Consider the following 23,158-nt stretch of genomic DNA (forward strand, 5'->3'; position numbering starts at 1 on the left):
CGACGCCGTCACCACCGCCGCCGACCCCAACACCATCGCAGGCGACCTCCTGGACTGGATCAACCAACGCTGACCCATTCCGAAACACGCCCTAGTCGACGAGGACGACGTCGCTTTCGAAGGGCATCACTGATGGCGGGGAGAACGTCGGTTCGGGGCTGGGAGGCTCCGCGGGGTCGGTGGGAGAGGGGGACGGTGTCGGCTCCGGCGGGGGCGCACTGAGGCACGTGCCGTTGACTTCCCAGCCGAGTCGGCCCCCGTCCAGGCAGAGCCCGCCGGAGAGCTCGATGCGTGCGGTCGCTGTGGCGGCCTGTCGAACGTCGGTGCGAGGAACCGTGTCGAGGTGCCGGACGCTTGCCGTGACCTCGAGCCGACCGGGATCCACGTCGAGATCCGTGAGCTCGGCGCCGTTGCGGGCGGCGAAGTCGGATGCTGCCGCCGCCATCGCATCGTAGGTCAAGGATTCTTCGACAGGCAGGCCGGCGAGCTGCCAGAACGTCGAGTGCTCCCCGGCCCCGAGGTGCAGTCCGTGGAGTCCCTTGAGGCGGCCGTCCCACTCTTGGGCGGCTGCGAGGGCGGCGGCGTCGGCGGCTGCCGAGGCACGGCGTCGGTCGTCGGTCGCCGATCCCACCATGACTATGACCAGGATCGCCACGGAGAGGATGCCCACCGCGGCCGGGATCGTCGCGACGTGCATCGATCCGCGCTCCCGATCGTCCTGGGGGATCACCTCGGGACTGCGTCTCGTCGCCGGGCGAGGTAGAGCACGACTCCGGCGAGGCCGACCCAGAAGACGAGGTCCACCAGGAGGGCTCCCGGGCCGGGCGGGAACCACATCTGGGCGATGAATGCCCGGCCGTCCCACGCCATCGGGTTGAGTAGGTAGCCGATGGTGGCGGCGCCGGCGGCCCAAGGGAGCGCGAGCCCGCTGCGGCGCGCGACGAGCAGCGATACCAGGAACACGACGAGTGCGACCAGGACCGCCCGGGCGACCAGTCCGACGGCGACGTCCTGGGTCCCGACCGCGACTCCGACGGCACTCACTCCCGCGATGAAGCCGAGGAGGGCGTAGAGGACGGCCCAGAGGGCGGTCCGGGCGATTGCCTTGCCTGTCATGCGCGCTCTCCTGTTCGTCGTGTGATCGCCCCGACAAGGCCAGCCCACAGGGCGGCGACTCCGGCGAAGACCAGGAGGAACACCCCGAACTTCCAGCCACGCAAACCGTCGTTCGACGGGCCCGTGGCGAAGGTTTCGAGCCCTCCGCCAGAGCAGGTGAAGTAGCTCAGGCGGTAGTCGGACAGGTCGGTCAGGACGACAAAGGTCCTCGCGTCGGAGCTCTTTTGCTGCCGCTCTCCGGACCAGCTAGCCGGGACGGTCACACCGTCCGGCTCGTCGACAGAGGTCACGATGCACTGGACCTCGTCCGGGCGGAGGTCCTCTCCGCTGCCCCAGGCCACGACGTCCGACGGGAAGGTCTCAAGGGTGTGCCCGGCTTGCGTCGCGGTGTCCATGTGCGGGGGTGCGAGGCGGTCGCCGGCCAGGACGAACCCGAGCCCGACGATCCCGAACAGGAGCGCTCCACCCAGCGCCACAGCTCCGGACATGCGGAACGTGCGGGCTACAGAACTGCCGATATCCATCATTTTCCTCTCGTCAGGAGCCATCGACCGGTGCGATGCAGCCGGGGCGCGAGACATACTCGTCGCCGTCCCAGTACTCGTACGCCACGCCACGCCGGGCGGTGGCGGTGTACCCGGCCGCGAGCGCCGCTTCCAGGACGTACTTTGCGTCCAGCATCCCGCTCTGCTCGACCGATGACAGCAGGTAGTTCTGGCTCCACGCGTAGCCGTCGCGCATCGCCGCGTCCTGGAAGTCGCTCCAGCTCTGGCCGTAGTTCAGAGGACCGGGATCGATAGCGCTCAGTTCGGTGGTGACACCGTCGATCCCCAGCCCGAGCCCTGCGGCTACCCGGCCGGCGATCTGTCGCTGCTCGACCGTCTCGAGGGGCAGCTGCCAGGTCCGCTCGTCGTACGACGGGTCTTCCAGGGCGCCTTCTCCGACAGCGTCGGCGTAGACGGAACCGGTGAGACGCAGCCGCATCGACGTCGGGTTCCCGTTCTTGTCGCGGTCGACCTCGATCGCGACAGTGCCGTCGTAGGACGCTTTTGCGTTGTCCATGCCGTAGATCTCGTCATCGCGCTGCTGGCCGTCCACATCGCCGAAGCCGCCGAAGGCCGCGTTCGCCGCGCCCTTGGAGGACGCCTGGTAGAACTCGGTCATCGATCCGTCCTTCTTGGTTCGCTCGCCTTCGTAGAGTCCGGCGTCCACCTTGGCCCCGAGGTCGACTGCGATCACGTTGGCGAACGTGCCGTTGAGGCTTGCCTCGACCTTGCTCCCGTCACGGGTGAATGTCTCGTCCGGTTCCACCTTTTCAGCGTCGGAGGCCTGGGTCATCCAGTCGACGACGGACCGTCGCCACCCGTCCTCGCCGACGAGCGTGTCCTTCACAGTGTCGGCGACGGTCGCCGACAGCAGCTCCTCGGCCTCGGACTGGCTGCCGACGTAGAAAACGTCTCCCTGCTCGGAGACCTTCGTCGCGCTGGCGCCCGCGCCGAGCCCAGCGCCGTAGCGGTCGTCCCCGCTGGTGATCGACGCGTCGAAGCCGATCCCGACCTCTAGGCCGACGCCTGACTCGCTGGACCGGGTCATGCGGTACCCGCCGTCACCGAGCGCCTCGATGAACCACGTGACGCCACCGTCCACCTGGACGGCGGCCGCGACAGATCCGCGGACTTGTCCGCCGTCACCCTGAGCGACGCAGGCCTCGGGAGGTACGTAGTCCTCCGGGGCGCGCCCGCCGGCCGACACCGCAGTACTTCCGCAGGTCGCTCCGAGCGCCTCGCACAGTCGTGCCGCGATCGCTCCGCCCACTGGGGTAGCACCCACAGCGACCAGGACGAGCACCATCGTGACGACGACCGCGACGATCCCGACGTGCTCGGTCGACGCCGCGCCTCGTTCCCGGTCGTCGGTTCGCTGCTCGGTCACGGCGGCCGCCCTCAGCCGTCCGTGACGGGCACGTCGGTGATCCGGAACCGCTCCGGTGCGTCGATCGTCACCGTGTCCTGACCGGTGTCCGGCCAGACCACGGTGATGAGCACGACGTCGCCCACGCTGTCGAGGTGGCCGATGAGCTCCTCGCCGAGGAGCCTGCGGGTTGTTGTGCCTTCCGCGTCGTCGCCGACCTTCTCGTAGTCGAACGGCAGGACCCGCTCGGCCCCGGTCAACAGGGACAGGTTGTGCGTGCCGCCCATCTTGGACATGCCACGGAAGTTGCGTTCGCCGATCAGGCTCCCGTAGGACGGCAAGAACCAGGCGACAGTTCCTGAACCCTCCAGGAGCTCGCCTCGCAGCGTCCCCACGAGCGCACCCGGGCGTCGGACGACGGAATCCACCTCGACGGAGTACCTGCTGCCGTTCGCCTCGATCTCGACCGGCCCGTCGCTCACCGTCTGTGCGCTCGTCGGGGCCAGCTCCTCCTCCGGATCCGCGTCGAGGACCATCTGGCCCTCGAACTCGATCTCGACTCGCCGGTTGGCAGCACGCGCCTCAGGGCTCGTGCCGTCGACCGCCGGGTCGCTCTCGCCGCGCCCCTCAGGCGTGACGCTGAATCCTTCGCCGAGGGCAGCGGAGAGGCGGGCGGCCACCGCCTGCGCACGGCGCTCGCCGAGCGCCTGGTTGTACTCGTCCGTGTTGACGTCGTCCGTGTGCCCGATCACCTGGATCGCGCCACCGTCCGCCTGCTCGCGTACCGCGGACGCTGCCTGGTCGACCGTGACCTGGGCCTCCGGGGTCAGCGCATCCGCGTCGGGCGCGAAGAGGACGTCAGAGGTCAGCGTCACCGTGATGGTGTCAGCGTCGGCTGCCGTCGCCGACGAGGCGTCATAAGCCTGCTGCACCAGCCGCAGGCTTGCGAGCCTCGGTTCAGCAAGGCCGCCCGCGCCCTCCACCAGGCTGTCGAAGTTCTCGCCGGCTTCCACGACCGGAACGTCGAGAACGGCCCCGAGCTCAGGGAACAGCACGTCCACGGTGTCGCCTGGAGGCGGCGCGAACAGCGCTGTGCCGATCACGTCCCACGGGGCATCTGCCCCGCCCAGCCGCTCCACCGTTCCTGCCATCTCGTCGTCGGCGTTCACGCCTACCGCAGACACGATGGGAGCCTTCGCCGTGGACGCCGCGCACCACTGTTACGTCGACTTCGCCGCCGTCGGAACGCGCGGCCCGCAGTACGGCGCCCAGGCGCTGCTCCACGAGTGCTCCCATCTGCTCGCTGACCACGCGACCCTCGCGCAGGACCTCGGCGTCGGACCGACGACATCCCAGATCTGGAACGTCGCCGCCGACGCCGCGATCAACGACGACCTGCGCGACGGCGGTTGCGAGATGTTCAACGACGACAACCCGCACGGGCTCGTCCTGCCCGCACTCCTCGGCGAGCCGGACTATCTCACCCCGCACCACTACTTCGCGTCACTCATGGCACGCCTGGGTGGGCTGTCGGGAGGTTCGCGTTCCGCCGTCGGGCGGGACGACGCCCCGTGGGCAGGATGTGGTTCCGGGTCCGGTGGGACGGCTGCGCCGTGCGAGCTGGACGACACCGACGATCTCGGCGGAGCAGCATCGGCTGCGACCGGCACCGAGCGCGAACGGGTTCGAGTGACCGTCGCGACCGCAATCCGAGACGCCGCCAAGATTCGCGGCAGCGTGCCAGGATCGCGCGAAGCTCGCGGCGGGCGTCCTCCACGGAGAGGAAGCCGCCCTGGAGTGACGGGTCGACTGCGCGCCAGGCTCGTCGGGGTCTGCCGGGACCGTCCACTCGATCAGCCATCGTCCCTGCCCGGAGCGGGTCACGTAGCGGCGCGGCTCTGACCCCTCGCCATGCTTGCGTTTCGGCCGCGTCACGCTGTAGACGGTCCGTCGGTCGACGCCGAGAAGCTCGCACGCCTCGTCGACAGTGAGGGTGAGCCGGGGCCGGGCGGGCGCTTCGGTGGCCGGGCTTTCGGAGTGTCTGTTCATGCCGGGGTGATGTGCGGTTGCCACCGCCCCGTAGACGTACTCCCGGGCTACGCCTTGTGCCGGGAGGCCACCCGGTGCCACCAGGACCGGCTTACGAGTGGAATTGCGAATCGGCTCCGGCGCGGCACCTTCATGAAGAAGTATCCGCGCTGTTCCAGAGCCTTTCGCCGTTCCTCGGGAGTGGCATCCGGGGACAAGTAGTCGTTGTAGCCGTGGACGTGGAGCACCGCTCCCTTGCTGCCCGACGCCGGTCGCTCGCCCGGGCGCAACGCGTCGGCCGGGGCGTAGCGCACCAGCGTGGCCTCGCCGAGCACGGCTTCCTCGAAGGGCTCGCCGAGAAGATGGTCGGTGCGCCAGGCGAGGCCGACTGCCTCGTCGCTGGTCGCGGGGCCGCCTGGCGCCGGTGTAGTACTCGGGCTCACCGGGGGCTCGTATCCGCGGACGGTGGACGGGAGGTGGCGGAGGGGTTGCGCGGGGTGGGTGATCGGGAGGGTCCGTGGGTTTCCGCACGGCCGAGCCGACGCCGCAAAAGCTACGATGCGGAAGCATGGCCGCCCACGCGAGACCTGCCGCTCGTCCTCAGCGTGTCCCAGACATTGACCTGTCTCCCGACGACCTCCGTGCGGTCACCGCATTCAACCTGGCGTGCGCCTTGCTCGTCATCGACCTGTTCGAGTCGGTCCGGCCTCACGATGATCGTCCACGCCAAGCCCTGGTCGCGGCCGAGGACTTCGTTCGCGGTGGGCCGCGGTCGCGAGCTCAGCGCATCACCTCTCCGGGTGCCCATCGGGCCGCGAAGGAGGTCACCGGTGCTGCTTTCTACGCGGCGATGGCTGCCGGTGACGCAGCGGCCTCCGCGTACCTTCATCCGCTGGCTGACCCGGCGCAGGTCGGCCACATCCTCCGGGCCCCCGCACATTGCGTGCTCGCGATGGAGACGCGCGTTGACGAGCCGCTGATCCGCACGGATGCCGTCGCGACGGTGCTGGAGAGGGCGACGCCTCGTCTGGTCGACGTGTTGTGCCGGTACCCGCGGGCGGCCACGGCCACAGGAGATCGGGCGATCGCCGACGTGATGACGTGCCTATGCTCCCGGCTTCGCTCAACGGTGAGTCGATAGGGGGCGCGTGATCGCGGCTCGACGTCGGCCCGCGCGGGCGCCCATCAGGACGCCGCGGATGAACGCCAGGCACGCCTCGGCACCGAGCGCGACCAACTCTGCGTTACGCAGAGGACCAGCCCGATGGCCGAGGCGCTCCCACCGCGCGCGTGACGCCGGGGCCGGTGCGGGGCAGTTCACCGCGCCGAGCGACCCGAGTCTGATGGTGGGACGGTGCTGGTCGACGAACTTCGCCGACCAGCGTGCCGTATGTCAGGAGGGAACGATGTTCTCCGCCTGCGGGCCCTTCGGGCCCTGAGTGATGTCGAAGGTGACCTTCTGGCCTTCCTGCAGCTCGCGGAAGCCCGAGGCGGAGATGTTGCTGAAGTGTGCAAACACGTCGGGGCCGCCGCCGTCCTGCTCGATGAAGCCGAAGCCCTTTTCAGCGTTGAACCACTTCACGGTGCCAGTTGCCACTGTTTTCTCCTGTCAGGTGTGCGTGGGCTCACCCGGGGGTGCGCTGCGCGCGAGATCTTCTATTGCCTGGTCCGCCGACCCACACACAAGTGAGGGTGTGAGCCTGGTGACGTCGTGCGATACATGGTACTCGGTCTCCGACGGCCAGGCGGGATGACGGGCATCAACCTATCCCCGACCGAGCGATGTTGTCTCATCGGGGATGGCGTCGCGGACGTCGGGCCGCCTGGGCGGCGTGCCGAAAGAGGGGCGCTCGCCCGGGGCCTCAGGTGCTGCAGAAGCCGTCCCAGGGCTCACCGAAGCCGAGGCGGTTGGGGTAGAGCTCGGCCCAGTCGTACCCACTGGGGTCGATGTCGTGCTTTTCGAGGACGAGGCCGAAAAGGACACCCGCGTGCCAGAACTGGAACGGGCGGATCGCGATGTCGGCGTACTCGAGTCCGGGGAGGGCATCGAGCTGATCGGTGAGCCAGGCTTCGACGTCGAGGTCGTCGCCCTCGACCCGGACCTCGGAGCCGAGATGGTTCCCGTCAAGATCGAAGCGGTGCAGCACACCGAACAGCTGCCGATCCGGTCGACTTTCACCGCCGTAGGTCACGCAGGCGAAGAACTGCCCGCCCTCGTACCGGCCGATCGTGTCGGTGCGATAGTCCGGCTCGTGGGCGATGGGGATGAGGTCGGGGACAGCCATGGGCGGCATGCTGCCAGGCGTCACCGACACGCCGATGTTGGGGGCCCGCATGGGGTTCGCCAGTTCCGTCGGATGTCAGTAACGCTGGCTACGGTTCAGGCCATGGCCAGCAGCTTCACGACACTGTGGACGAACGACCTCTGCCGCGCGCTGGAGCGCGCGGGCCTGGCCGGCAAGTTTCCCGAGGCCCTCTTCGGCGGGCCCCATCAGTCTCTGCCGTCGTTCGTGAGCGCCGGGGCCAGGACCGGAGACTTGGTCTACCCGATCCGGGTCCACCGCAAGAAGCTGTGGGTCCTGGGCTGCTTTCGCATCGACCGGATCGCGGAGACCCGTTGGATCTTCGACCCCGGCCTCAGGCAGCTCGTGGAGGGCGACCCGCTGCCAGAACGAGTCAGCACCGTGTCGAGTGACTGGAACATGATGCGTGGTTCCTGCTACGACGAGGTCGTCCCCGTGACTGGCATCTCGCCGCTCAGGTTCGACCGTGCGATCCCGGGCGACATGCTCGGACGGCTGACCTACGTCTCGCGCCGCGGCCAGCGCACCATCAAGCACGTGTCCGACGGTGAGATCACGCGAGCCGTCAGCGTGCACGGCATCTACCGCCTCCATCCGACGTCGGCCACGGAGATCGGTGACCTGGTCACCGCGCTTGACCTGGAGACGGAAGAACTTCAACCGCGGGATCAGCGTCCTTGACCGGACGCGGATCTCGGGGACCTCACGGGCGTCCATCGCCGGTAGACGGTCCGACGGTCGACGCCGACAAGCCCGCACGTACCCCGGCTCTACGCCTTGTGCGGGGAGGCCACCCGGTCCCACCAAGACCGGATGACGAGCGGGATGACGAACCGGCTCGGGCGTGGCGTCCGCATGAGGAAGTATCCGCGCTGGTCCAGCGCCTGTCGCCGCTCCTCCGGCGGCGCATCCGGCGACAAGTAGTCGTCGTACGCCTGGAGGTGGACCCCCTTGCTGCCCGACGCCGGTCGCTCGCCTGGGTGCACCACCTCGGCTGGGGCGTAGCGCACCAGCGTGGCCTCGCCGAGCGGGGCTTCCTCGAACGGCTCGCCGAGCAGGTGGTCGGTTCGCCAGGCGAGGTTGCCGGGGGCGACCGGCTCGTGGCTGGTCGCGGGGCCTTCGGGCGCGGGCGTCGTACTGGGGCTCACCGGGGGATCGTATCCGCGGACGGTGGACCGGAGGTGGCGGAGGGTTGCGCGGGAAGGGTTGTCGGGCCGGGCCGAAGAGTTCGGGAAGAATCAACCCTGCTGGCTGGCCGACGCTTGTCCTGGTTGATCGGAAGAAGGGGAACCATGACGGAGCGAGCGGACGAGCCGTCCGAGACCGGCGGAGGTCGGGACTCCCGGCGCGCCGCACTCGTGCAGTCTCTCGAGACGATGGGCTGGCGCCTGACCGTGCCTGGACTCGCGAATGGATGGGTCGTTGTGCTCGACCCCGTGACTGAGGCCCGGTTCATCAAGTGGTACGTGCCCACGTTCCTGAAGCGACTCGAGACCTGGGGGATCACCGAGCTACCGGGTCGGCCGTACCGAGAGGGTCTCGAGGACGAGCTGATCAAGCTGGGCATCGCACGGATCTACCAGCAGGCCGACGGTCGTGGCGCTGGGACGGTGGTTCTCACCCTGGAGGGTCAGGTGTCCTGACACAATGAGCCAGTCTTCGTCAGATGCAGTCCGGCGCATAGCCGACGAGTTCTGCTCTGTCGCGGACGAAGACCCGCCATGACTCGACGTTGACGGACTGGTCTGGGAACGCGCTGACGCCGAGGGGTGCTGGCGACCCTGTTGGCCGTGGTCCACGACGAGCACCGTACCCGCGAGTCAGGTTCGCGCGGCCCGCGGCGGTCGTCGGAAGGCGCCAAGCAGCCGGTACCAGACGGAGCGAAGTCGTCGGTGGCGGAGGTCGCGCCAGGTGAAGACCAGCGTGAGGGCCCACCAGTCCCGCGATGAGGGGTGGGCGCCGGTGTAGCCCTCGATGTCGTCCAGAGCGTTCTCGACCCGTGCGGCGAACTCGAAGGGGTATCCGGGGGCGGTCCGGAGCCGCAGCCGGCGCAGGGCAGGGAGAACGAGATCGGCGTCGAGCACACGGTAGATCCGGGCGGTGTGGCCGAGGCACGTGATCGCGAGGGCGCTGACCTGCCAATCCTTGTGATCGAGCGCGACCCGTACGAGGTACTCGAACATCTCCTGGGGATCGGCTTCGTTCATCGTGAGGCCGAGAAGGGCGCGGGTGGCGATACTCGTGTCCGCGTTGTCCACCGCTCGGGCGAGCCTGTCGCGCCAGAGGTCGTAGTCGACATCGTCGTCGAAGACGCTCTCGTCGGACTCGGTCACGCGATCCTCTATTCAGCACGGCCGCGTCTGCGGCGGACCGAGCCATGCTAGAGCCTGGCCGCATCCTTGCCGCACTCCATACGCGCATGGTTCGAGCTTGAGCAGGACTTCGGGGTGGCCCACACTTGGCCAACCACGACGTGACCTGGAGGTACTTGCCTGTGACCGGATCTTTGGGGCTGACCCCTGATCTGTTTCGCCTCCTGAGGTGACCGGATCCGACAAGAGGAAGCGCTTCGCCCCTCTGGCGGAGCAAATGGTTGGTGCTGATCGTCGACGGCTCGGTACGTTCCCGCCCATGGACAGCCTGAGTACACAACCTCCCGGCCGGGGTCGCGATGCCGGCCCGGTGGGCGAGTGAGCCTTGCCGGCACCCGGTGGAGGATCGGGTCGGCTTACGTCGCCGTGGACGGGCGTGAGTTTCGGGTCGTGCGCCCGGTCGCCGACGATCTGTGGCAGCGAGGACTTCGGAGAACGGTTCGACCTGGTGCTCATGCACCACAGCCTCGGCTTGCCGGTCTCGGACTGGAAGGTTGCCCGGTCGCGGGTCCGGACGCTACGGCCGCAGACGGTGACGCTCCCGGAGCGGCCGTTCCGGGAGATCTCCGACGTCGAGTACGACCAAGCTCGTCTTGAAGGGTTCCTGGACCATCTGCGGTTCGAGACGGCCGCCCAGACGATGTTCGAGCTCCGAGCGGAGCAGCTACGCGAGCTGGTGGAGGAATGCCCGAGTCGTCTGGGGAACCGGGAGACGCACTGCTGCGCCGAGATCGGGATCGGTGGTGGTGTCGGATGGAGCCGAGCCGGGCTCCACATCGAGTACTGTCGATGCGGCGCTGAACCCCGCCAGGACGGCGCGACGCCAGAACCGAGGCCATGATCCCGTGCACCTGACCGGAGAGCGTAGCCGGGTCCGACGTCGACCCGATCGAGGCCGCCTGTCACCGGACGTACCAGAGCTCCCTGTCTCGCCACCACGTGGTGCCGCGGTAGCTGGGGCCGATGATGCGATCGTCGAGCGCGAAGACCAGACGCCGGAGCTCCCGAGCGGGGCGGGGACGGAGCCGCTGTAGGAGGCGCTCGATCTCGTCGCGCGCCTGGACCGGGTCGTCGCGGTCGCAGTCAGGACAGCCGGTATGTGGGTCCCAGCGCCCGAACCGCGGTCTGGTGGCGACGTCGGCCCACTCGGTCAGGGCGTGGAGGGCAGCGTAGGTGTCATCTGGGCGGGCTCGCGCTTCGACGCACAGAGCCGCGTCGACGGCTGACGAGAGGCCAACGAACGCGAGGCGAACGCCGTAGCCGGATGATCGTCGCGGTCGGGCAGAAGCCCGGACCTCAGAGGGGCGTCTACGCGCCATGCTCCTTCGTGGTGGTCATGGCCGGAAGACTAACCTGCCTGGCTGTGGCACTGAACGGGGAGCGTCTGACCGAAATGGTGGGCTTCGGGTCTCGGCTACGCTGGCATCTCCTGTCGGCTGTTGGCCGGCACTTGCGATGGCCCGGGCGCGCCGCGAAGCGTCCTCACCATGACGGACCCGGTCTCCACCTTGACCCTCCGGCTCACTGCGTCCCCGAGCCGCGACTTCCCGGTCGTGACGATTCTCGTGAACGGTGCTGAACCGTTCGCCTCGACCCACTTGAGCCAGGGCGGTGGGTTCCCACCCACCGAGCTCCTCGGCGAGGAGTCCCCGTTGCTGCCGCTGCCTCACCTGGGGCGTCGCGTAGCTGTCATCACCTGCGGCTGCGGGTTCGGGGGGTGCGGTGTCGCGGCCCCGGTCATCCAGCTCTCCGCGGACGGCCGCCGGGTGTCCTGGATCGACTTCCGTGACTACGTAGGCGTATTCGTCAGGCCCGTGTATGACGGCGTCGGGGGCCTCGAGGACATCGACGGACAGCCGTTGGACGTCGCGGACGTCGTTTTCGACGCCGAGCAGTACCTCGCCGAGGTGCGTCGCGCCTCCGAGGACGGCTCGTGGCGTCCCGCGACCCGTGATTAATCCGGGGCCATCGACGCGCACCCTCGGACAGACTGGCCGCGTGCGGAGTGAGACCAGCGTCGGTGCAGCCGGGAGGGGACTCGGAGGCGTCTCGCCGGTCGCGACCCAGACCATCCGGGTGCTCGACCGCGCGGGGCTCGATCTGGGCCCGGGGCTGACGGACGACCAGATCGCTCAGGTGGAAGGGTCCTACGGGTTCCGGTTCAACCGCGATCATGTCGACGTGCTGCGTCAGGTCACCCCGGCCGGCTGGATCGACTGGCTCGGCGACGCGGAGACCGTCCGTGGCGTGCTGGACTGGCCGATCCGCGGCGTGCTGTTCGACGTCGGTCACGCCTTCTGGATGCCGGCCTGGGGCGAGCGGCCGCCGACGAAGGCGGCGGCGATCGACCGCGCGCGTGAGCACCTGCACAGGGCACCCCAGCTCGTGCCAGTTCGCGGGCACAGGTACCTGCCGGCGGCACCTCAGCCCAGCCGCGCGCCGGTCTTCTCCGCATACCAGACCGATGTCATCTACTACGGCTCCGACCTGGCGGACTACTGCGCGCACGAGTACGTGGGTCAGTCGACGGGGCGCCGGCCCCGGCGGATCCCGTTCTGGTCGGACCTGGTCGACGGCGCCGGAGGAGTCACGTTCTGGGACTGACGGCTCCTTACACTGGCAGCGCTCCCTTCCGAGCAGACCCCCTTCACACGAGAGGTTCCCGCGTGACCGACGTCGTCGCGATCTTCGCCCAGGTGGAGGCAGCAGTCAGTGCTGCCCTGGCCCAGGTGCTCCCGGCCGAGCTGGCCGGCACCGACCCGGTGGTCCGACGATCCGACCGCGCCGACTTCCAGGCGAACGGGGCCTTGGCTGTGGCCAAGAAGGCGGGTGTTCCTGCGCACGCGGTCGCGACGGACGTAGCCCAGGAGCTGTGGTCCTCCGGCTTCAAGACCCTGTGCTCCGGCCCGGGCTTCCTGAACATCACGGTGCCCGACGGCGTCGTGTGGTCGGCCGTGGCGGCCCGTCTCACCGATGCGCGCCTGGGTGTCGCCGCGCGGCGCGCCGGCGAGCGCGTGGTGATCGACTACTCGGCGCCGAACGTCGCCAAGGAGATGCACGTCGGGCACCTGCGCTCGTCGGTGATCGGCGACGCGCTGGTGCGCGTCCTCTCACACCTGGGCGCCGACGTCGTCCGCCAGAACCACATCGGGGACTGGGGCACCCAGTTCGGCATGCTCATCCAGTACCTCGACGAGCACCCGGACGCTTCCTGGAAGGGCCAGGGAGCGGAGACCATGTCGGCCCTGGACGTCCTCTACAAGGCGGCTCGCGTCGAGTTCGAGGCTAACCCTGCGTTCGCCGACCGGTCCCGGTCCCGCGTGGTCGCCCTGCAGTCGGGCGACGAGGCCACGGTCGCGGTCTGGCGCGACCTGGTCGCAGAGTCGGAGAGGGCGTTCGAGGCGATCTACGCTCGCCTGGGCATCCTCCTGGACGACGGCGACTTCGACGGCGAGTCCCGCTACAACGACGCACTTCCCGGCATCGTCGAGGAGCTCGTCGCCAAGGGCGTCGCGACCGAGTCCGACGGCGCGGTGGTCACCTTCACCGAGGGCGTGCTCAACCCCGACGGCGACCCGGTGCCGCTCATCGTGCGCAAGAAGGACGGCGGCTTCGGGTACGGCGCCACCGATCTGGCGACGATCCGCCTGCGCGTCGAGGAGTACAAGGCCGACCGCATCCTCTATGTCGTCGACGCCCGCCAGGCGCTGCATTTCAAGATGGTGTTCGACACCGCACGCCAGGCGGGCTGGCTGCCCGAGTCCGTGCACGCGCAGCACGTCCCGTTCGGCACGGTGCTCGGCAAGGACGGCCGCCCGTTCAAGACCCGCTCGGGCAAGACCGTCCGCCTGGCCGACCTGCTCGACGACGCAGAGAACGCCGTCCGCGCCGTGCTCGAAGCCCGCGAGCACGACTTCACGCCCGACGAGCTGAGCGTCGTCGTGCACGTGGCAGGGACCGCGGCGATCAAGTACGCCGACCTGTCCAACACCAGGACCAAGGACTACGTGTTCGACGTCGACCAGATGGTCGCCACCACCGGCAACACTGGCGTGTACCTGCAGTACGCCCATGCCCGCGTGGCCTCCATCCTGCGGAAGGCGGGCGACGCCGTCGGGCACCTGGACGCGACCCTCCCGGCGCACGCCGCGGAGAAGGACCTGGCCCTCACCCTGGACGCGTTCGACGCGACCCTGCGCGACGTCGCCGAGACGCTCGAGCCGCACCGCCTGTGCGGGTACCTGTACGACGTCGCGACGGCGTTCACCCGCTTCTACGAAGCCTGCCCCGTCCTCAAGGCCGACAGCCCGGCAGAGCGGGCGAACCGGCTCGCCCTGTGCGACCTGACCCGACGCACCCTCGCGACGGGCCTCGACCTGCTCGGCATCGCCGCTCCGGAGCGGCTGTGACCCGCGGCTGCACTTTCGGGTCCTACTGGGAGGGGCAGAGATGAGCGAGGGGATCAGGTCTGCGGCTGCGCGCCTGTCAGGCCGGCGGATCGCGTCAGTCACGTACTACCCGTTGCGCTACGAGCGTGACGACGGCACACCAGGCATCGAGGACTGGGACGAGGAGTTCGGGCACGTGCCGACGATGGGCGTCGCGCTGCGTACGAGCGACGGTGCGGAGTTCTTCATCGGCTGGGCGCAGTCCCAGTGCGAGTCCGGCGTTGCGCTGTCCGAGGGCCTTCCGCTTCTCGTGTCGGAGGCGTTGCGTGCAGCGGTGCCCGTGACGGGCCACCCGATGTGGGTCCCGCTGGTAGGCGAGCCGGTCGAGGTCGACGTCGGGCCCACGCTGGACGGGCACGAGGAACCCGTCGTATTCGTCACGCTCAGTGTCGGGGATGGATCGGTCACGTTCGCGGCCGCAGAGCCGCGCTACGACGTCGAGCCGCCGGTGATTCAGCACGGCATGGACTGCGTGATGGTCTTCTCCGGACGCGAGGCGTGGGCTCGGTCGCGAGGGGCGCAATGACGGTGCCCGAGCAGTCGGAGCCGGCAAGGCCCTGGCGCCTCGGAGATTTCGTCAGCGCGACAAACGGAACTGATGCCGGGTCATTGGACCTTTTGTCGTACGGTCCCGCATGACTACTGCCTGGGACCGCTGGGGTGAGCTGGAGCCGCTTCCTGCCGATTCCTCAGCTAGGCGCATCGAATAGGTCCACGACCGGGACGCGGCGGTGGTCGTTCCGGGTGGCGGAGTCGGAGATGAAACCGACCACACGCCCCGGTCGCAGGCCTAACCTCGCACCATGAGTCGACGCCGGGTGCTCGGGCTGGTGGCCACGCTGCTCCTCGCCGGTTGCGCGCCGTCAGGCCCTCCGCCCGACGACGGCCTCTCTCCGCCCGTCATCGCGCAGTCCGTCGAGCCGGACGGGTTCATGGAGGCGCTGATCGAGGGCGAGGTGGTCCTGGCCGGAGGCTGCCTCAGTGTCCGGGTGTCGATAGACGGTCATCCGACCGACCACGCGATCATGTGGCCTTACGGCACCCGCCGGAACAAGGATGACGTCGCGGCCGTCGACGTTCCGGGCGCCGGCACGTTCGCGGTGGGGGACTACCTGCGGGCGGGCGGCGGGTTCATTCGGCACGAGCAGGACGAGGACGATCCGTTTACCGACTGCGCCATCACCGATGAGTTCGTCGTGATCAACCCTGACGTGGCCCATGCGACCCCCTCGCCGACACCGAGCGAGTGATGAGGATGGGGCAGTGTCGAGGGGCACTATGAACCTTATGGGGGCCGCTAAAAGTCGCGCCCCATGGATGAGGCCCCGGGCTGGACAGCGATCGATGCCGCACTCACACAGATCTACGGCAGAACCCCGCCGCAGCACTGGGCCACGCTCCTCAGCTGGCGGTTGGGCGGGCCGGACCCGTTGGACGGGGTGAGCGCTTACGCGCGTGAGATGCCGGTCCCGCACTGGCACTACGTCACCTACGGGTTCAGCGAGCTGTCCGAGAACGCGGAGGAGTCCGGCTGGGGCTTCGAGCTCACGTTCCGGCTCACGCGCAGCGCGGACGAGACCGAGGCCCCCGTGTGGCCCGCGAACCTCCTCCAGAACCTCGCACGGTACGTGTTCGGGTCGGGCAACGGGTTCGGTCAAGGGCACTACATCGACGCGAACGGGCCGATCGCCGCGGACCGTCCGGACTCGCAGGTCCGGGCGCTCGCGTTCACCGAGGACCCGGAGCTCAGGACCATCGCGACGCCCCATGGGCGCGTGGTGTTCCTGCAGGTAGTGGGCTTGACGTCCGAGGAGCACGCGACCGCAGCCACGGCCGGTGACGCGGCGGCCATCCTGGACCTCCTGGCGACCCGGTACCCGCTCCTGATTACGGACATCGACCGGTCATCATTGCTCGCCACGTCGTGAGCCGCGTCATCGCGTGCCGTCCCGACGCGCCGTGGTTGCCCGCGGGCGGACGGGCCGACGTCGTCCTCGCTCCCGGCGATCCGCTCCCCGCCCCGCTCGGGCTGGTCCGGCTCCTGGTCCGGGACGCGGAGGGCCGCGCCTTCACCGTCGCCCGCACGGGCGGGCGTCCCGGCTGGGACCTGCCCACGGCCGCGGTGCCCGACGGCGTCTTGGTCGCCACTGTCGACCACCTCACCCAGGTGGTGCTGGGCCGGGCGGTCGAGACCGAGCTGCTCGGCTTCGTGCGCAACGTGGTGCCCGAGGGACGGTGTACGGGTGGCCGAGCCCGGTGGCGCACTTCGCCGTTGTGCAGCCACGGGAAGCTGGGCTGGTGCCGGTCGTCGACGGGATCTGGCTCGGCGGCGACGAGGCGGCCGGCGCGCTGGGGGAGCGGCACTGGTGGCCCCTGGTCACCGTCGACCCGGTCGTCTCCGGCGCTGCCGGCGACGAGCTGGTGGCCGCCGGCGGCTACCGGCTCGACCGCGACCCGCCCGACCGCGACCGCGTGGTACGGGCGGCCGCGGACGCGCTCGTCGCGGGTCTCGACTCGCCCGCGCTCCGAGCGCTTGCCGGGTTGTACTCCGACGCTGACCCAGTGGAGATCGACGACGTCGTGCGGGAGGTCGCCGCGGAGCTCGACCTTCCTGAGCCGGGCCGCGAGGCCGCAGTGTGGACGGAGGCGGGCATCGTCTCGCGGGCGGTGATCGAGGGCCGGCAGGAGCCGTGGACGCTCACGGCGTGGGCGCACCAGCGAATCGGGCACGACGGCGGTCCAGGGCTCCTGGCGCTCGTCCGGCTCGACGACGAGTACGCCATGATCGAGGAGGTTCCGGGCTACTACGAGGTCCCCGACCGTCAGGAGCGGCTGCGAGCGCTCGACGACGTCGTCCGTGCCGCGGCGACTGTGATCGTCGCGGGCGAGACGGACCTGACCCGCTTTGTGCCTGTCCGGTGGCGGGCGTGACGCCCATGAAGGAGTACTGATGATCTGGGCCCGCGCCGAAGCGGGCGCTAGTGAACTCCGTGTACGTATGCCTCCCGCGGTGGCCCGAGCTCCAAGTCATGGTGGGTGGCCAGTGGTACCTCGGTCGTTCGGGCAGCGAGGGAGAGTACGTGGTGGACGGAATCGCGGAGGAGGCGAGTTGCCGGGGCTGCGGGGCGCACTTCCTGGGTGACCTCGTCCTGGATCTCCCGCGACTCGGCGAGGAGAGGCCGGGTGGCCGAGGGCGCTCGAAAACCTCCTCGGCGGTGAGGCCGTGGAGGAGCAGTGAGTCCTCCACACGAGGGGCTTACAGTCTGCGATGTGATGACGGACGACGCCGACAACCGACTGGCAGAGATCATGACGGGCGCCGCCCGGGATGTGCTCGCAGGAGGCGGTGACCCCTATTGGGTCGGGATCGCCGCGGCGGGCGAGATTCTTGACGAAGTCATCGAACATGCCACCCACGGAGGGGCCGCCTACGTCCTGTGGGGCGAGCTCACCGATGTACAGGATCATCCCAAGCTGGATGCTCCCGCGTGGTGCGCGGCGCTCACCCGGCTCGCGGCTGAGGACTGGCTCGCGATCGACAGCACTGTGGCCGAATCGGTGGCTCGTTACTTCGAGCGGTGGGCAGACCCCATACTGCAGACGCCGGCGCTCTTCACCGGCTCCGTGCCGGACAGTGGATGGCGGGACGAGCACTACCGGTTTCTCAAGGCCTTGATCACGGACACGGCCAGGGAACTGGCGGACCGGCTCGTGACCCGAGACATCGATGAAGTCGTCGCGATCGCCACGAGCGGCGAATACGGCTCGGCTCTGGAGCACCTCACGGGTGCGTTGGCCGAGGACCAGGTCGGACTGGCGGATCGCGAGCGTCGTCGTCTCTCCTACCTGGCGAAGCTCCTGCCGAGCGCCAGGGCACACCGAGATCTCGCAAGGTTGCCGCCACCTACGTCGGCGACCTGACCCGCTGCGTGACGCCATCTTCTGCCCCGGCGCGAGCTGGTCGACTTCCTCAGCACGTTCGGCGAGGGGTTCGATCAGGCGGCGCGGTCATGAGGGGACACGGCGGCGTCTCGCCGTCCGGGTGCTCGATCCTGCAAGCCTCGACGTGGGACGTAGCACTCCACGGTCCCGGCTAGGACCTGCCCACGCCCACCGAGTGGACGAGGCTGTCGATGTGGACGCCCAGGACTCCTCCCGAAGCATCCCGAGTGACCCAGACCGGCAGGCACGCGCCGCCGTACTGGAGACGTGCGGCGACAACCGCCAGCGTGGGGCCGGTTCCCGGCAACGGGATGATGGCGGCGCTGTGCTCGGCGGCGTTGACCGTGTCCAGCCACGAGGGGTTGTCCGGTCCTAGCCCGTAGATGGCGAGATCCTCCCGGTCCTCCTCGTCCACGGTTGACCAGGCGGGCGCTACGGCGTCGTGGTCCACGAAGCCGACGACGCCGGACATCCCTGCGATCTCGCCGGCGATCTCCACGGAGGTTGGTTCGCCGTCGCGCAGGCAGACCGAGAGGTACGCGACGTCCGGATCGTCCTCGGCAGGCTCCTCGAGCACGGTCGCACGCACGGGAAAGGTGCCAGGCGGGACGTCAAGGACCAGGCCGCTCAGCTCAGGATCATCACGGGCGATATCCACCAGGTCGCCAAGGACGAGCAGGCGCCCGGAGGGAACCTCCAGCAGGCCGACGTCGATCACCCGGTGCCGTCGGCACGCCCCGGACGACACCACGGCGGTCTTCTTGATGTCCTCCTCAGCTCGTGCGCGCGCTCCGCTCTCATCGATCATCGCCGCAGGGTACTGAGAGAGTCCGTGCCTGCCTGTGGTGGTCCCACGGGCGGGCGGTTCCGGTCGACCACATTCAGTTCGCTGGCCTCGAGCAGGTCTTCGAACACACCGATCCCGTGTCGACGGATCAGGCGGGCCTCAGCGAAGGAGATGGGGAGCAGCCACAGGAGGCTCACATGGTCGTCGCCCACGTGGAAATTCCCGATCTCTGGAGGAAAGGCGTAGGGCCTGACGACGGCGAGATGATCGTTCCGGGACGCAGTTACCCACGGTCTGCCGATCTTGAGGACGGAGCCGTGACTGAGGGGCATCGGGCGGACGACATGCCAGTGTGCAACCCACGCCAGGGTCTCGACGTGCTCGAGCGACGGTTCAGACGCCTGGAGAAAGAACTCGTGTCGTGCGTCAGGCCGAGCGAGGGACGTCCCGACCGAGACATACGTCCACGGGCTCGTGCTCGTCTCGCGGACCTCGCGAACGTGGAACCAGGGGATGGCGTCCTCGATCGGCTTGCCCGGCCAGTGCAGGTCGCGATGCTCACGTCCGGGCCAGGAACGATCGAAGTGCGTCCAGAGCTCGTCGATCTGGTCTATCACCCGGCGAGGGTAGCGCTCCGCGACTTCGCCACGCCTAAGCGTGGAGCTCGCAGTAGTGGACGTGCAGAGCGCTGGGCGGGTTGCGGTGGAGCTCGCGGTACCAAGGCCCGCCGATGTCGATCTCGGCGCAGTGGTGCCATTCCGGATGCTTCGCGATGTGGGCGGGACAGTCCTCGGCCAGCTCGCGAAGCCCGTCGGCCTGGAGCTCGAAGGCCCGACGGCTGCCGATCAGGAAGAGCGTGTCGGCCGCCAGGCCCCAGCGGAGGTGGTCCTGGAACTCGCGGTGGTTCGTCGCCACGTGGTCCTCGCGGGTGACTGCGGGGAACGGTCGTACGGGCAGCTGCACCGATCCCGCGGTCGCTCCATGCCGTGTGCGTGTGCGTAGCTCCTTCCAGCGTGAGAGCTGGAACCCGAGCGAGTGGTGCAGCATGACGAGGTCGATCGGACGCCCATCAGGGTCGTCGTGGGGCCCACGGAGCGGGAGGTGGACGAGCGTCCGCGGGGAACGCGCTGCGAGCCACCACGCTGCAGCGAGGTCTGCGACCGCGCTGACGCCGCTGCGGTGCACCGTCAGGGTGGGTCCCCACGACGACATGCTCAGCGACGCGCGCGCAAGGTCGTGTGCTGGGCGGACGACGCGGAACTGGTCCGGTGCGAGCGCGACGGTGCTGACGGTCGTGCGCCACGTATGGCCTGCGAGCTTTACCAAGAGTTCATCACGGGCCCGAACGCTACGGGCGAGGGCGAGAGGTGCGCCAGGACTTTCCTCCTTGGACCTCGACGCCGTTTCGGCCCCACACCTACACCCTTCGACGAGGTGGATGCCCAGCCCGCAACGCGCCCGGGCCTGGTCGAGCGCGTGGCCCGTGCGACGGCGTTGCGCCGCACGAGCCACGCCCCATAGAACTGCTCAGCGCTTCAGCGTGAACGTGAAGTCGCTCGACGTCTTGCCCGTCAGCCGGAATGCCGAGACGAGCCTGCCCTCGGCGAGCAGCCTCTCGACCTCGCCCCGCGACAGTTCGCAACCCTCGGCGATCAATCGCAAAGGCCGGACCGGGATCCGCGCGGCGAAGCGAACCCCGACCTCGATCACCTCCTGATCGAGGTGGTCATCTCCGCCGGGGTCGAGTCGCCAGGCGTTGGCCCAGTCGAGGGCGAAGCGATTGCGGTGCTGCACCAGGGGATCCTGGAGCAGCTCGGCGATCAGACCAGGGTCGTTGTGATGCAGCCGGTCCAGCAGCTCAGGTGGTACAGAGCGCACCTTTGTTCGCTCCAGGACCGTGAGCTTTGCCGTTTCCCCGCACGTCGTACAGAGGGCGAGGAGCCAGGCGTCGATGAGCTTGTTGTTGGCATTGACGCGGAACTTTCCGCTTGCCCGGAAGCGCTCGGACGCACACGTATGACAACGGCGGCGGACGAGCGGAAGGCAGGCGGGTGCGACCACCCAGGTAATGAGCACAGAAGTACACCGGTCTCTGTGAGAAATCCGCAGCAAGAAAGAGCGCGGCGCACAGCGGCGACGCGCGACAGATCAGCTCTCGGGAGGTCTCACAGGGTGTACAACGGCACGTCCTCGACTCGACTACCAGTTTCGAAGGCACGGTAGTGGCGCACGGCGGCGCAGCTCCACTGGTTTTCGAGCGCCATTTCCGGTTGACCGAGGGCAGGCGCCGGTGCGACGGTTCCCGCGTGCAATCCGCGGCGGAACCAATGCTCATGATCGACCCCGTCATCGAGGTCGCCGGTGAGCGCGGCTTCGACCTGTGGCCGGTCCTCGGCCATCGGCGCCTCACGTACCTTGCTCTGCACGGTGGACTTTCCGACAGGGAGACCGGGTCTGCCGTCTACGAGATCCTGCACTGGTTCCACACGGACGACGACGGCGCGCCCGCCACGTCCGTCGACTCCTATCTCCAGCACGCGCTCGGACCGTACGACCCGGAGGGAACGCAGCCGCTCGCGATGGGCGGCCTGCGCTTCACCGACGCGACGACCGGGGTGACCATCCTTCCGGGCTGCTGCTACTCGATCGACGAACGCATCGAGGTCTATGGCGTCCTGGACGGCGGGACCGAGTGCTGGCTCGGGCACTCGCCCGACGGGCGCCTGACGATCTGCGACGGCGTCGTCGAGATCGTCCAGGACACCGACGAGCCGTCGAGGGGCTTGATCAGGGCGACCGAGGGTGACCTGCGTGCGGGGATGGCCGACGTCGAGGCGAAGCTCAGTGCCTTCGTCGGACGCGTGGCGGACTGGGCGCTCGAGCATGCGCCGGCCCACGCCGACCGGCTGGCCGAGGTGGTGGCGCTCGGCCTCGTCGTGGAGCGCCGGCAGGTCAGTCTCTCGAGACGCTCCGAGAACCGGTGACCTGAACGGCAGGTCAAAGAGCCCATTGTGGGAGACTGCGCCGTGCGCTTCGTGATCGCTGAACCGTCTGACGGCCTGCTGGCCGAGTACCTTGGCGAGCACGGCTACGTCGTCGACTGACCATGGCCCTGTTCAACTCGCTGTATGTCGAGCTTCCGTGCCCTGGCTGCGGTACGACCACCTGCCGCGAGATCCAGTACCGGTACGGACACATGTGGCAGCACCGCTACGAGCTCGGCGACACCATCATCTGGGGTCCCGCAGCCGTCGGGGACCCCACCGCTCACGACGTCGTCGTCGACGGCTGGCTCTCTGAATGCCCCGACTGCGACCACGAAGAAGACCGCATCGCTGTCTACGTGCGGGACGGCGTGCTGGACGCCGTCGGCCCGGTCGGAGAGGTCCCGAACCTTCCTCAGACCGAGTGGATGGTCCTTCCGGAACAGCCAGGCGTGCCGGGCTGAGCTTTGCTGACCACAGAGGCGGCGCGGCACGCCCCCGCCGTACGATCGGCCGGTGAGAGCGTACGAGAACCTGATTGCCACACAGAACCCCGCCTGGCCGGAGCTGGCGCAACGAGTGGAACAGGCAGGGACTTCGGTCCTGCTGTTCGAACCGGCCGACGCGACCGCTCGGCGGACGCTCGAGCAGCTGCAGGTCTCGACGGGGTCGTTCCTCGGCGCCGTCGTGGTTCACACGGGTGGCGTGCTGATCGACCACGGCTGGCTGCGCGTGTACGGGAGCCCGGCTCCGGGTGAAGGGTCCGGCATGCCGAGCCTGGCCGATGTGAACGGGTTCCCCGAAGCGGTCGAGGACTCGTGGTTCCCGGAGTACGGGCTTGTCGTCGCGCACGACGTCCTCGGCGGCACGTACGTACTGAACGGGCACGACCCGTCAGCCGTTGGTCGTCCCGGGGAGCGCGGCGAGATGACCTACCTCGCCCCGGACACTCTTCAGTGGGAGGCGCTCGGCGCCGGTTACGCGGCGTGGCTGACGTGGGCGCTCGAAGGAGGCCTGGGGGAGTTCACATCAGGTCTGCGCTGGGACGGCTGGGAGTCGGAGGTCGAGTCGATCCACGGCGACCAGGGTCTGAACTTCTTCCCTCCGTTGTGGTCGAAGGAGGCGCACGGGGATCTCGCGGCGACGAGTCGGCACGAGGTCCCGATGCGGGAGATCGTGGGCATGGCCTGGGAGACCGCTGCCCAGATCGACGGCGTCGACCTGGGGCCGCTCGGCAGCTTCGCGACGCAGTAGCTCCGGGACCCTG

General features: G+C 69.0%; 30 protein-coding genes. 16 read left to right on the top strand and 14 right to left on the bottom strand.

Translation table 11 applies throughout. From position 1 onward, the window contains the following. Nucleotides 1-91: 91 nt before the first annotated feature. The 5 genes from D1350_RS09635 to D1350_RS09655 form a co-directional block, all read right to left on the bottom strand. Nucleotides 92-670, bottom strand: a complete 579-nt coding sequence (locus D1350_RS09635; RefSeq protein WP_164545106.1) for a pilus assembly protein TadG-related protein — start codon at nt 668-670, stop codon at nt 92-94. Between the two features lie 56 nt (nt 671-726). After that, entirely contained in the window at nt 727-1,116 is a 390-nt protein-coding gene (locus D1350_RS09640) for a hypothetical protein (protein WP_125775796.1), read from the bottom strand. Beyond that, nucleotides 1,113-1,604 carry a hypothetical protein gene (locus D1350_RS09645; protein ID WP_125775797.1) on the bottom strand — a complete coding sequence of 164 codons (492 nt, stop codon included), beginning with the start codon at nt 1,602-1,604 and terminating at the stop codon, nt 1,113-1,115. Before D1350_RS09645 ends, D1350_RS09640 begins: the two co-directional genes overlap by 4 nt. A gap of 49 nt (nt 1,605-1,653) precedes the next feature. Further along, nucleotides 1,654-2,763: a hypothetical protein gene (locus D1350_RS09650; RefSeq protein WP_164545107.1), complete on the bottom strand. Its 1,110-nt coding sequence runs from the start codon at nt 2,761-2,763 to the stop codon at nt 1,654-1,656. Between the two features lie 296 nt (nt 2,764-3,059). Then, on the bottom strand, nt 3,060-4,211 hold the full coding sequence (locus D1350_RS09655) for an OmpA family protein (protein WP_125775799.1): 1,152 nt from the start codon (nt 4,209-4,211) through the stop codon (nt 3,060-3,062). A 1-nt stretch (nt 4,212) separates the two neighbouring features. Between D1350_RS09655 and D1350_RS09660 the strand changes: the two genes are divergently transcribed. Next, nucleotides 4,213-4,929, top strand: coding sequence for a DUF2201 family putative metallopeptidase (locus D1350_RS09660; protein ID WP_125775800.1), 717 nt, complete (start codon nt 4,213-4,215; stop codon nt 4,927-4,929). Nucleotides 4,930-5,123: 194 nt separating this feature from the next. Here D1350_RS09660 and D1350_RS24095 read toward each other — a convergent pair whose 3' ends face one another. Then, complete coding sequence (locus D1350_RS24095) at nt 5,124-5,498, bottom strand: hypothetical protein (RefSeq protein ID WP_206074489.1); 375 nt, start codon at nt 5,496-5,498, stop codon at nt 5,124-5,126. 125 nt (nt 5,499-5,623) lie between these two features. On the opposite strand from D1350_RS24095, the gene D1350_RS09670 reads away from it, so the two are divergent. Continuing rightward, the gene (locus D1350_RS09670; RefSeq protein WP_125775801.1) at nt 5,624-6,196 is read left to right on the top strand and encodes a putative immunity protein; all 573 of its coding nucleotides are present in this window, start codon (nt 5,624-5,626) and stop codon (nt 6,194-6,196) included. 252 nt (nt 6,197-6,448) lie between these two features. On the opposite strand, the gene D1350_RS09675 is transcribed toward D1350_RS09670, so the two are convergent. Then, on the bottom strand, nt 6,449-6,652 hold the full coding sequence (locus tag D1350_RS09675; RefSeq protein ID WP_125775802.1) for a cold-shock protein: 204 nt from the start codon (nt 6,650-6,652) through the stop codon (nt 6,449-6,451). 265 nt (nt 6,653-6,917) lie between these two features. After that, nucleotides 6,918-7,340, bottom strand: coding sequence for a hypothetical protein (locus D1350_RS09680; RefSeq protein ID WP_125775803.1), 423 nt, complete (start codon nt 7,338-7,340; stop codon nt 6,918-6,920). A gap of 102 nt (nt 7,341-7,442) precedes the next feature. Between D1350_RS09680 and D1350_RS09685 the strand changes: the two genes are divergently transcribed. Beyond that, nucleotides 7,443-8,039: a hypothetical protein gene (locus D1350_RS09685; RefSeq protein ID WP_125775804.1), complete on the top strand. Its 597-nt coding sequence runs from the start codon at nt 7,443-7,445 to the stop codon at nt 8,037-8,039. Nucleotides 8,040-8,128: 89 nt separating this feature from the next. On the opposite strand, the gene D1350_RS09690 is transcribed toward D1350_RS09685, so the two are convergent. Beyond that, nucleotides 8,129-8,506 (bottom strand): hypothetical protein, encoded by a 378-nt coding sequence (locus tag D1350_RS09690; protein ID WP_125775805.1) that lies wholly within the window; start codon nt 8,504-8,506, stop codon nt 8,129-8,131. Between the two features lie 144 nt (nt 8,507-8,650). On the opposite strand from D1350_RS09690, the gene D1350_RS09695 reads away from it, so the two are divergent. Next, nucleotides 8,651-9,001 (top strand): hypothetical protein, encoded by a 351-nt coding sequence (locus tag D1350_RS09695; protein ID WP_125775806.1) that lies wholly within the window; start codon nt 8,651-8,653, stop codon nt 8,999-9,001. 177 nt (nt 9,002-9,178) lie between these two features. Here the strand turns inward: D1350_RS09695 and D1350_RS09700 are convergent, their stop codons facing one another. Next, nucleotides 9,179-9,691: a hypothetical protein gene (locus tag D1350_RS09700; protein WP_125775807.1), complete on the bottom strand. Its 513-nt coding sequence runs from the start codon at nt 9,689-9,691 to the stop codon at nt 9,179-9,181. 415 nt (nt 9,692-10,106) lie between these two features. Here D1350_RS09700 and D1350_RS09705 point away from each other — a divergent pair, with 415 nt between their 5' ends. The 9 genes from D1350_RS09705 to D1350_RS09745 all read left to right on the top strand — a co-directional run bounded on the left by D1350_RS09705 (nt 10,107) and on the right by D1350_RS09745 (nt 18,099). Then, the gene (locus D1350_RS09705) at nt 10,107-10,571 is read left to right on the top strand and encodes a hypothetical protein (protein ID WP_125775808.1); all 465 of its coding nucleotides are present in this window, start codon (nt 10,107-10,109) and stop codon (nt 10,569-10,571) included. A 646-nt stretch (nt 10,572-11,217) separates the two neighbouring features. Then, nucleotides 11,218-11,688 (top strand): hypothetical protein, encoded by a 471-nt coding sequence (locus tag D1350_RS09710; RefSeq protein WP_125775809.1) that lies wholly within the window; start codon nt 11,218-11,220, stop codon nt 11,686-11,688. 40 nt (nt 11,689-11,728) lie between these two features. Then, the gene (locus tag D1350_RS09715; RefSeq protein WP_125775810.1) at nt 11,729-12,334 is read left to right on the top strand and encodes a hypothetical protein; all 606 of its coding nucleotides are present in this window, start codon (nt 11,729-11,731) and stop codon (nt 12,332-12,334) included. Between the two features lie 62 nt (nt 12,335-12,396). Further along, complete coding sequence (argS, locus tag D1350_RS09720; RefSeq protein ID WP_125775811.1) at nt 12,397-14,139, top strand: arginine--tRNA ligase; 1,743 nt, start codon at nt 12,397-12,399, stop codon at nt 14,137-14,139. 40 nt (nt 14,140-14,179) lie between these two features. Next, nucleotides 14,180-14,704, top strand: a complete 525-nt coding sequence (locus D1350_RS09725) for a hypothetical protein (RefSeq protein WP_125775812.1) — start codon at nt 14,180-14,182, stop codon at nt 14,702-14,704. A 304-nt stretch (nt 14,705-15,008) separates the two neighbouring features. Next, entirely contained in the window at nt 15,009-15,428 is a 420-nt protein-coding gene (locus D1350_RS09730; RefSeq protein ID WP_164545108.1) for a hypothetical protein, read from the top strand. Nucleotides 15,429-15,491: 63 nt separating this feature from the next. Further along, a complete protein-coding gene (locus D1350_RS09735) occupies nt 15,492-16,106 on the top strand; it encodes a suppressor of fused domain protein (protein WP_125775814.1) in 615 nt (204 codons plus the stop codon). Nucleotides 16,107-16,476: 370 nt separating this feature from the next. After that, nucleotides 16,477-17,109: a hypothetical protein gene (locus D1350_RS09740; RefSeq protein ID WP_125775815.1), complete on the top strand. Its 633-nt coding sequence runs from the start codon at nt 16,477-16,479 to the stop codon at nt 17,107-17,109. Nucleotides 17,110-17,451: 342 nt separating this feature from the next. Continuing rightward, entirely contained in the window at nt 17,452-18,099 is a 648-nt protein-coding gene (locus D1350_RS09745) for a hypothetical protein (RefSeq protein WP_125775816.1), read from the top strand. Nucleotides 18,100-18,271: 172 nt separating this feature from the next. Here the strand turns inward: D1350_RS09745 and D1350_RS09750 are convergent, their stop codons facing one another. From D1350_RS09750 to D1350_RS09765, 4 genes are all read right to left on the bottom strand, one after another. Beyond that, nucleotides 18,272-18,928, bottom strand: a complete 657-nt coding sequence (locus D1350_RS09750) for a DUF4241 domain-containing protein (protein WP_125775817.1) — start codon at nt 18,926-18,928, stop codon at nt 18,272-18,274. After that, a complete protein-coding gene (locus tag D1350_RS09755) occupies nt 18,925-19,524 on the bottom strand; it encodes a suppressor of fused domain protein (protein ID WP_164545109.1) in 600 nt (199 codons plus the stop codon). Before D1350_RS09755 ends, D1350_RS09750 begins: the two co-directional genes overlap by 4 nt. Before the next feature lie 34 nt (nt 19,525-19,558). After that, nucleotides 19,559-20,233, bottom strand: a complete 675-nt coding sequence (locus D1350_RS09760; RefSeq protein ID WP_125775819.1) for a hypothetical protein — start codon at nt 20,231-20,233, stop codon at nt 19,559-19,561. Between the two features lie 201 nt (nt 20,234-20,434). Further along, nucleotides 20,435-20,968: a DUF1062 domain-containing protein gene (locus tag D1350_RS09765; RefSeq protein WP_240644014.1), complete on the bottom strand. Its 534-nt coding sequence runs from the start codon at nt 20,966-20,968 to the stop codon at nt 20,435-20,437. 272 nt (nt 20,969-21,240) lie between these two features. Here D1350_RS09765 and D1350_RS09770 point away from each other — a divergent pair, with 272 nt between their 5' ends. From D1350_RS09770 to D1350_RS09780, 3 genes are all read left to right on the top strand, one after another. After that, a complete protein-coding gene (locus D1350_RS09770) occupies nt 21,241-21,891 on the top strand; it encodes a hypothetical protein (RefSeq protein ID WP_125775821.1) in 651 nt (216 codons plus the stop codon). Between the two features lie 122 nt (nt 21,892-22,013). After that, nucleotides 22,014-22,355 carry a hypothetical protein gene (locus tag D1350_RS09775; RefSeq protein ID WP_125775822.1) on the top strand — a complete coding sequence of 114 codons (342 nt, stop codon included), beginning with the start codon at nt 22,014-22,016 and terminating at the stop codon, nt 22,353-22,355. 52 nt (nt 22,356-22,407) lie between these two features. Further along, nucleotides 22,408-23,145: a DUF2625 family protein gene (locus D1350_RS09780; protein WP_125775823.1), complete on the top strand. Its 738-nt coding sequence runs from the start codon at nt 22,408-22,410 to the stop codon at nt 23,143-23,145. Nucleotides 23,146-23,158 lie beyond the last annotated feature (13 nt).

The organism is Antribacter gilvus, from assembly GCF_003946865.1.
GTDB classification, from domain to species: Bacteria; Actinomycetota; Actinomycetes; order Actinomycetales; family Cellulomonadaceae; genus Antribacter; species Antribacter gilvus.

Bases quoted from the DNA above. Each gene is read 5' to 3' on its own strand.
- D1350_RS09745 (WP_125775816.1), top strand. From the start codon at position 17,452: ATGACGGACGACGCCGACAACCGACTGGCAGAGATCATGACGGGCGCC.
- D1350_RS09670 (WP_125775801.1), top strand. From the start codon at position 5,624: ATGGCCGCCCACGCGAGACCTGCCGCTCGTCCTCAGCGTGTCCCAGAC.
- D1350_RS09775 (WP_125775822.1), top strand. From the start codon at position 22,014: ATGGCCCTGTTCAACTCGCTGTATGTCGAGCTTCCGTGCCCTGGCTGC.
- D1350_RS09725 (WP_125775812.1), top strand. From the start codon at position 14,180: ATGAGCGAGGGGATCAGGTCTGCGGCTGCGCGCCTGTCAGGCCGGCGG.
- D1350_RS09680 (WP_125775803.1), bottom strand. From the start codon at position 7,340: ATGGCTGTCCCCGACCTCATCCCCATCGCCCACGAGCCGGACTATCGC.
- D1350_RS09710 (WP_125775809.1), top strand. From the start codon at position 11,218: ATGACGGACCCGGTCTCCACCTTGACCCTCCGGCTCACTGCGTCCCCG.
- D1350_RS09685 (WP_125775804.1), top strand. From the start codon at position 7,443: ATGGCCAGCAGCTTCACGACACTGTGGACGAACGACCTCTGCCGCGCG.
- D1350_RS09750 (WP_125775817.1), bottom strand. From the start codon at position 18,928: ATGATCGATGAGAGCGGAGCGCGCGCACGAGCTGAGGAGGACATCAAG.
- D1350_RS09770 (WP_125775821.1), top strand. From the start codon at position 21,241: ATGATCGACCCCGTCATCGAGGTCGCCGGTGAGCGCGGCTTCGACCTG.
- D1350_RS09695 (WP_125775806.1), top strand. From the start codon at position 8,651: ATGACGGAGCGAGCGGACGAGCCGTCCGAGACCGGCGGAGGTCGGGAC.
- D1350_RS09645 (WP_125775797.1), bottom strand. From the start codon at position 1,604: ATGTCCGGAGCTGTGGCGCTGGGTGGAGCGCTCCTGTTCGGGATCGTC.
- D1350_RS09640 (WP_125775796.1), bottom strand. From the start codon at position 1,116: ATGACAGGCAAGGCAATCGCCCGGACCGCCCTCTGGGCCGTCCTCTAC.
- D1350_RS09735 (WP_125775814.1), top strand. From the start codon at position 15,492: ATGGATGAGGCCCCGGGCTGGACAGCGATCGATGCCGCACTCACACAG.
- D1350_RS09660 (WP_125775800.1), top strand. From the start codon at position 4,213: ATGGGAGCCTTCGCCGTGGACGCCGCGCACCACTGTTACGTCGACTTC.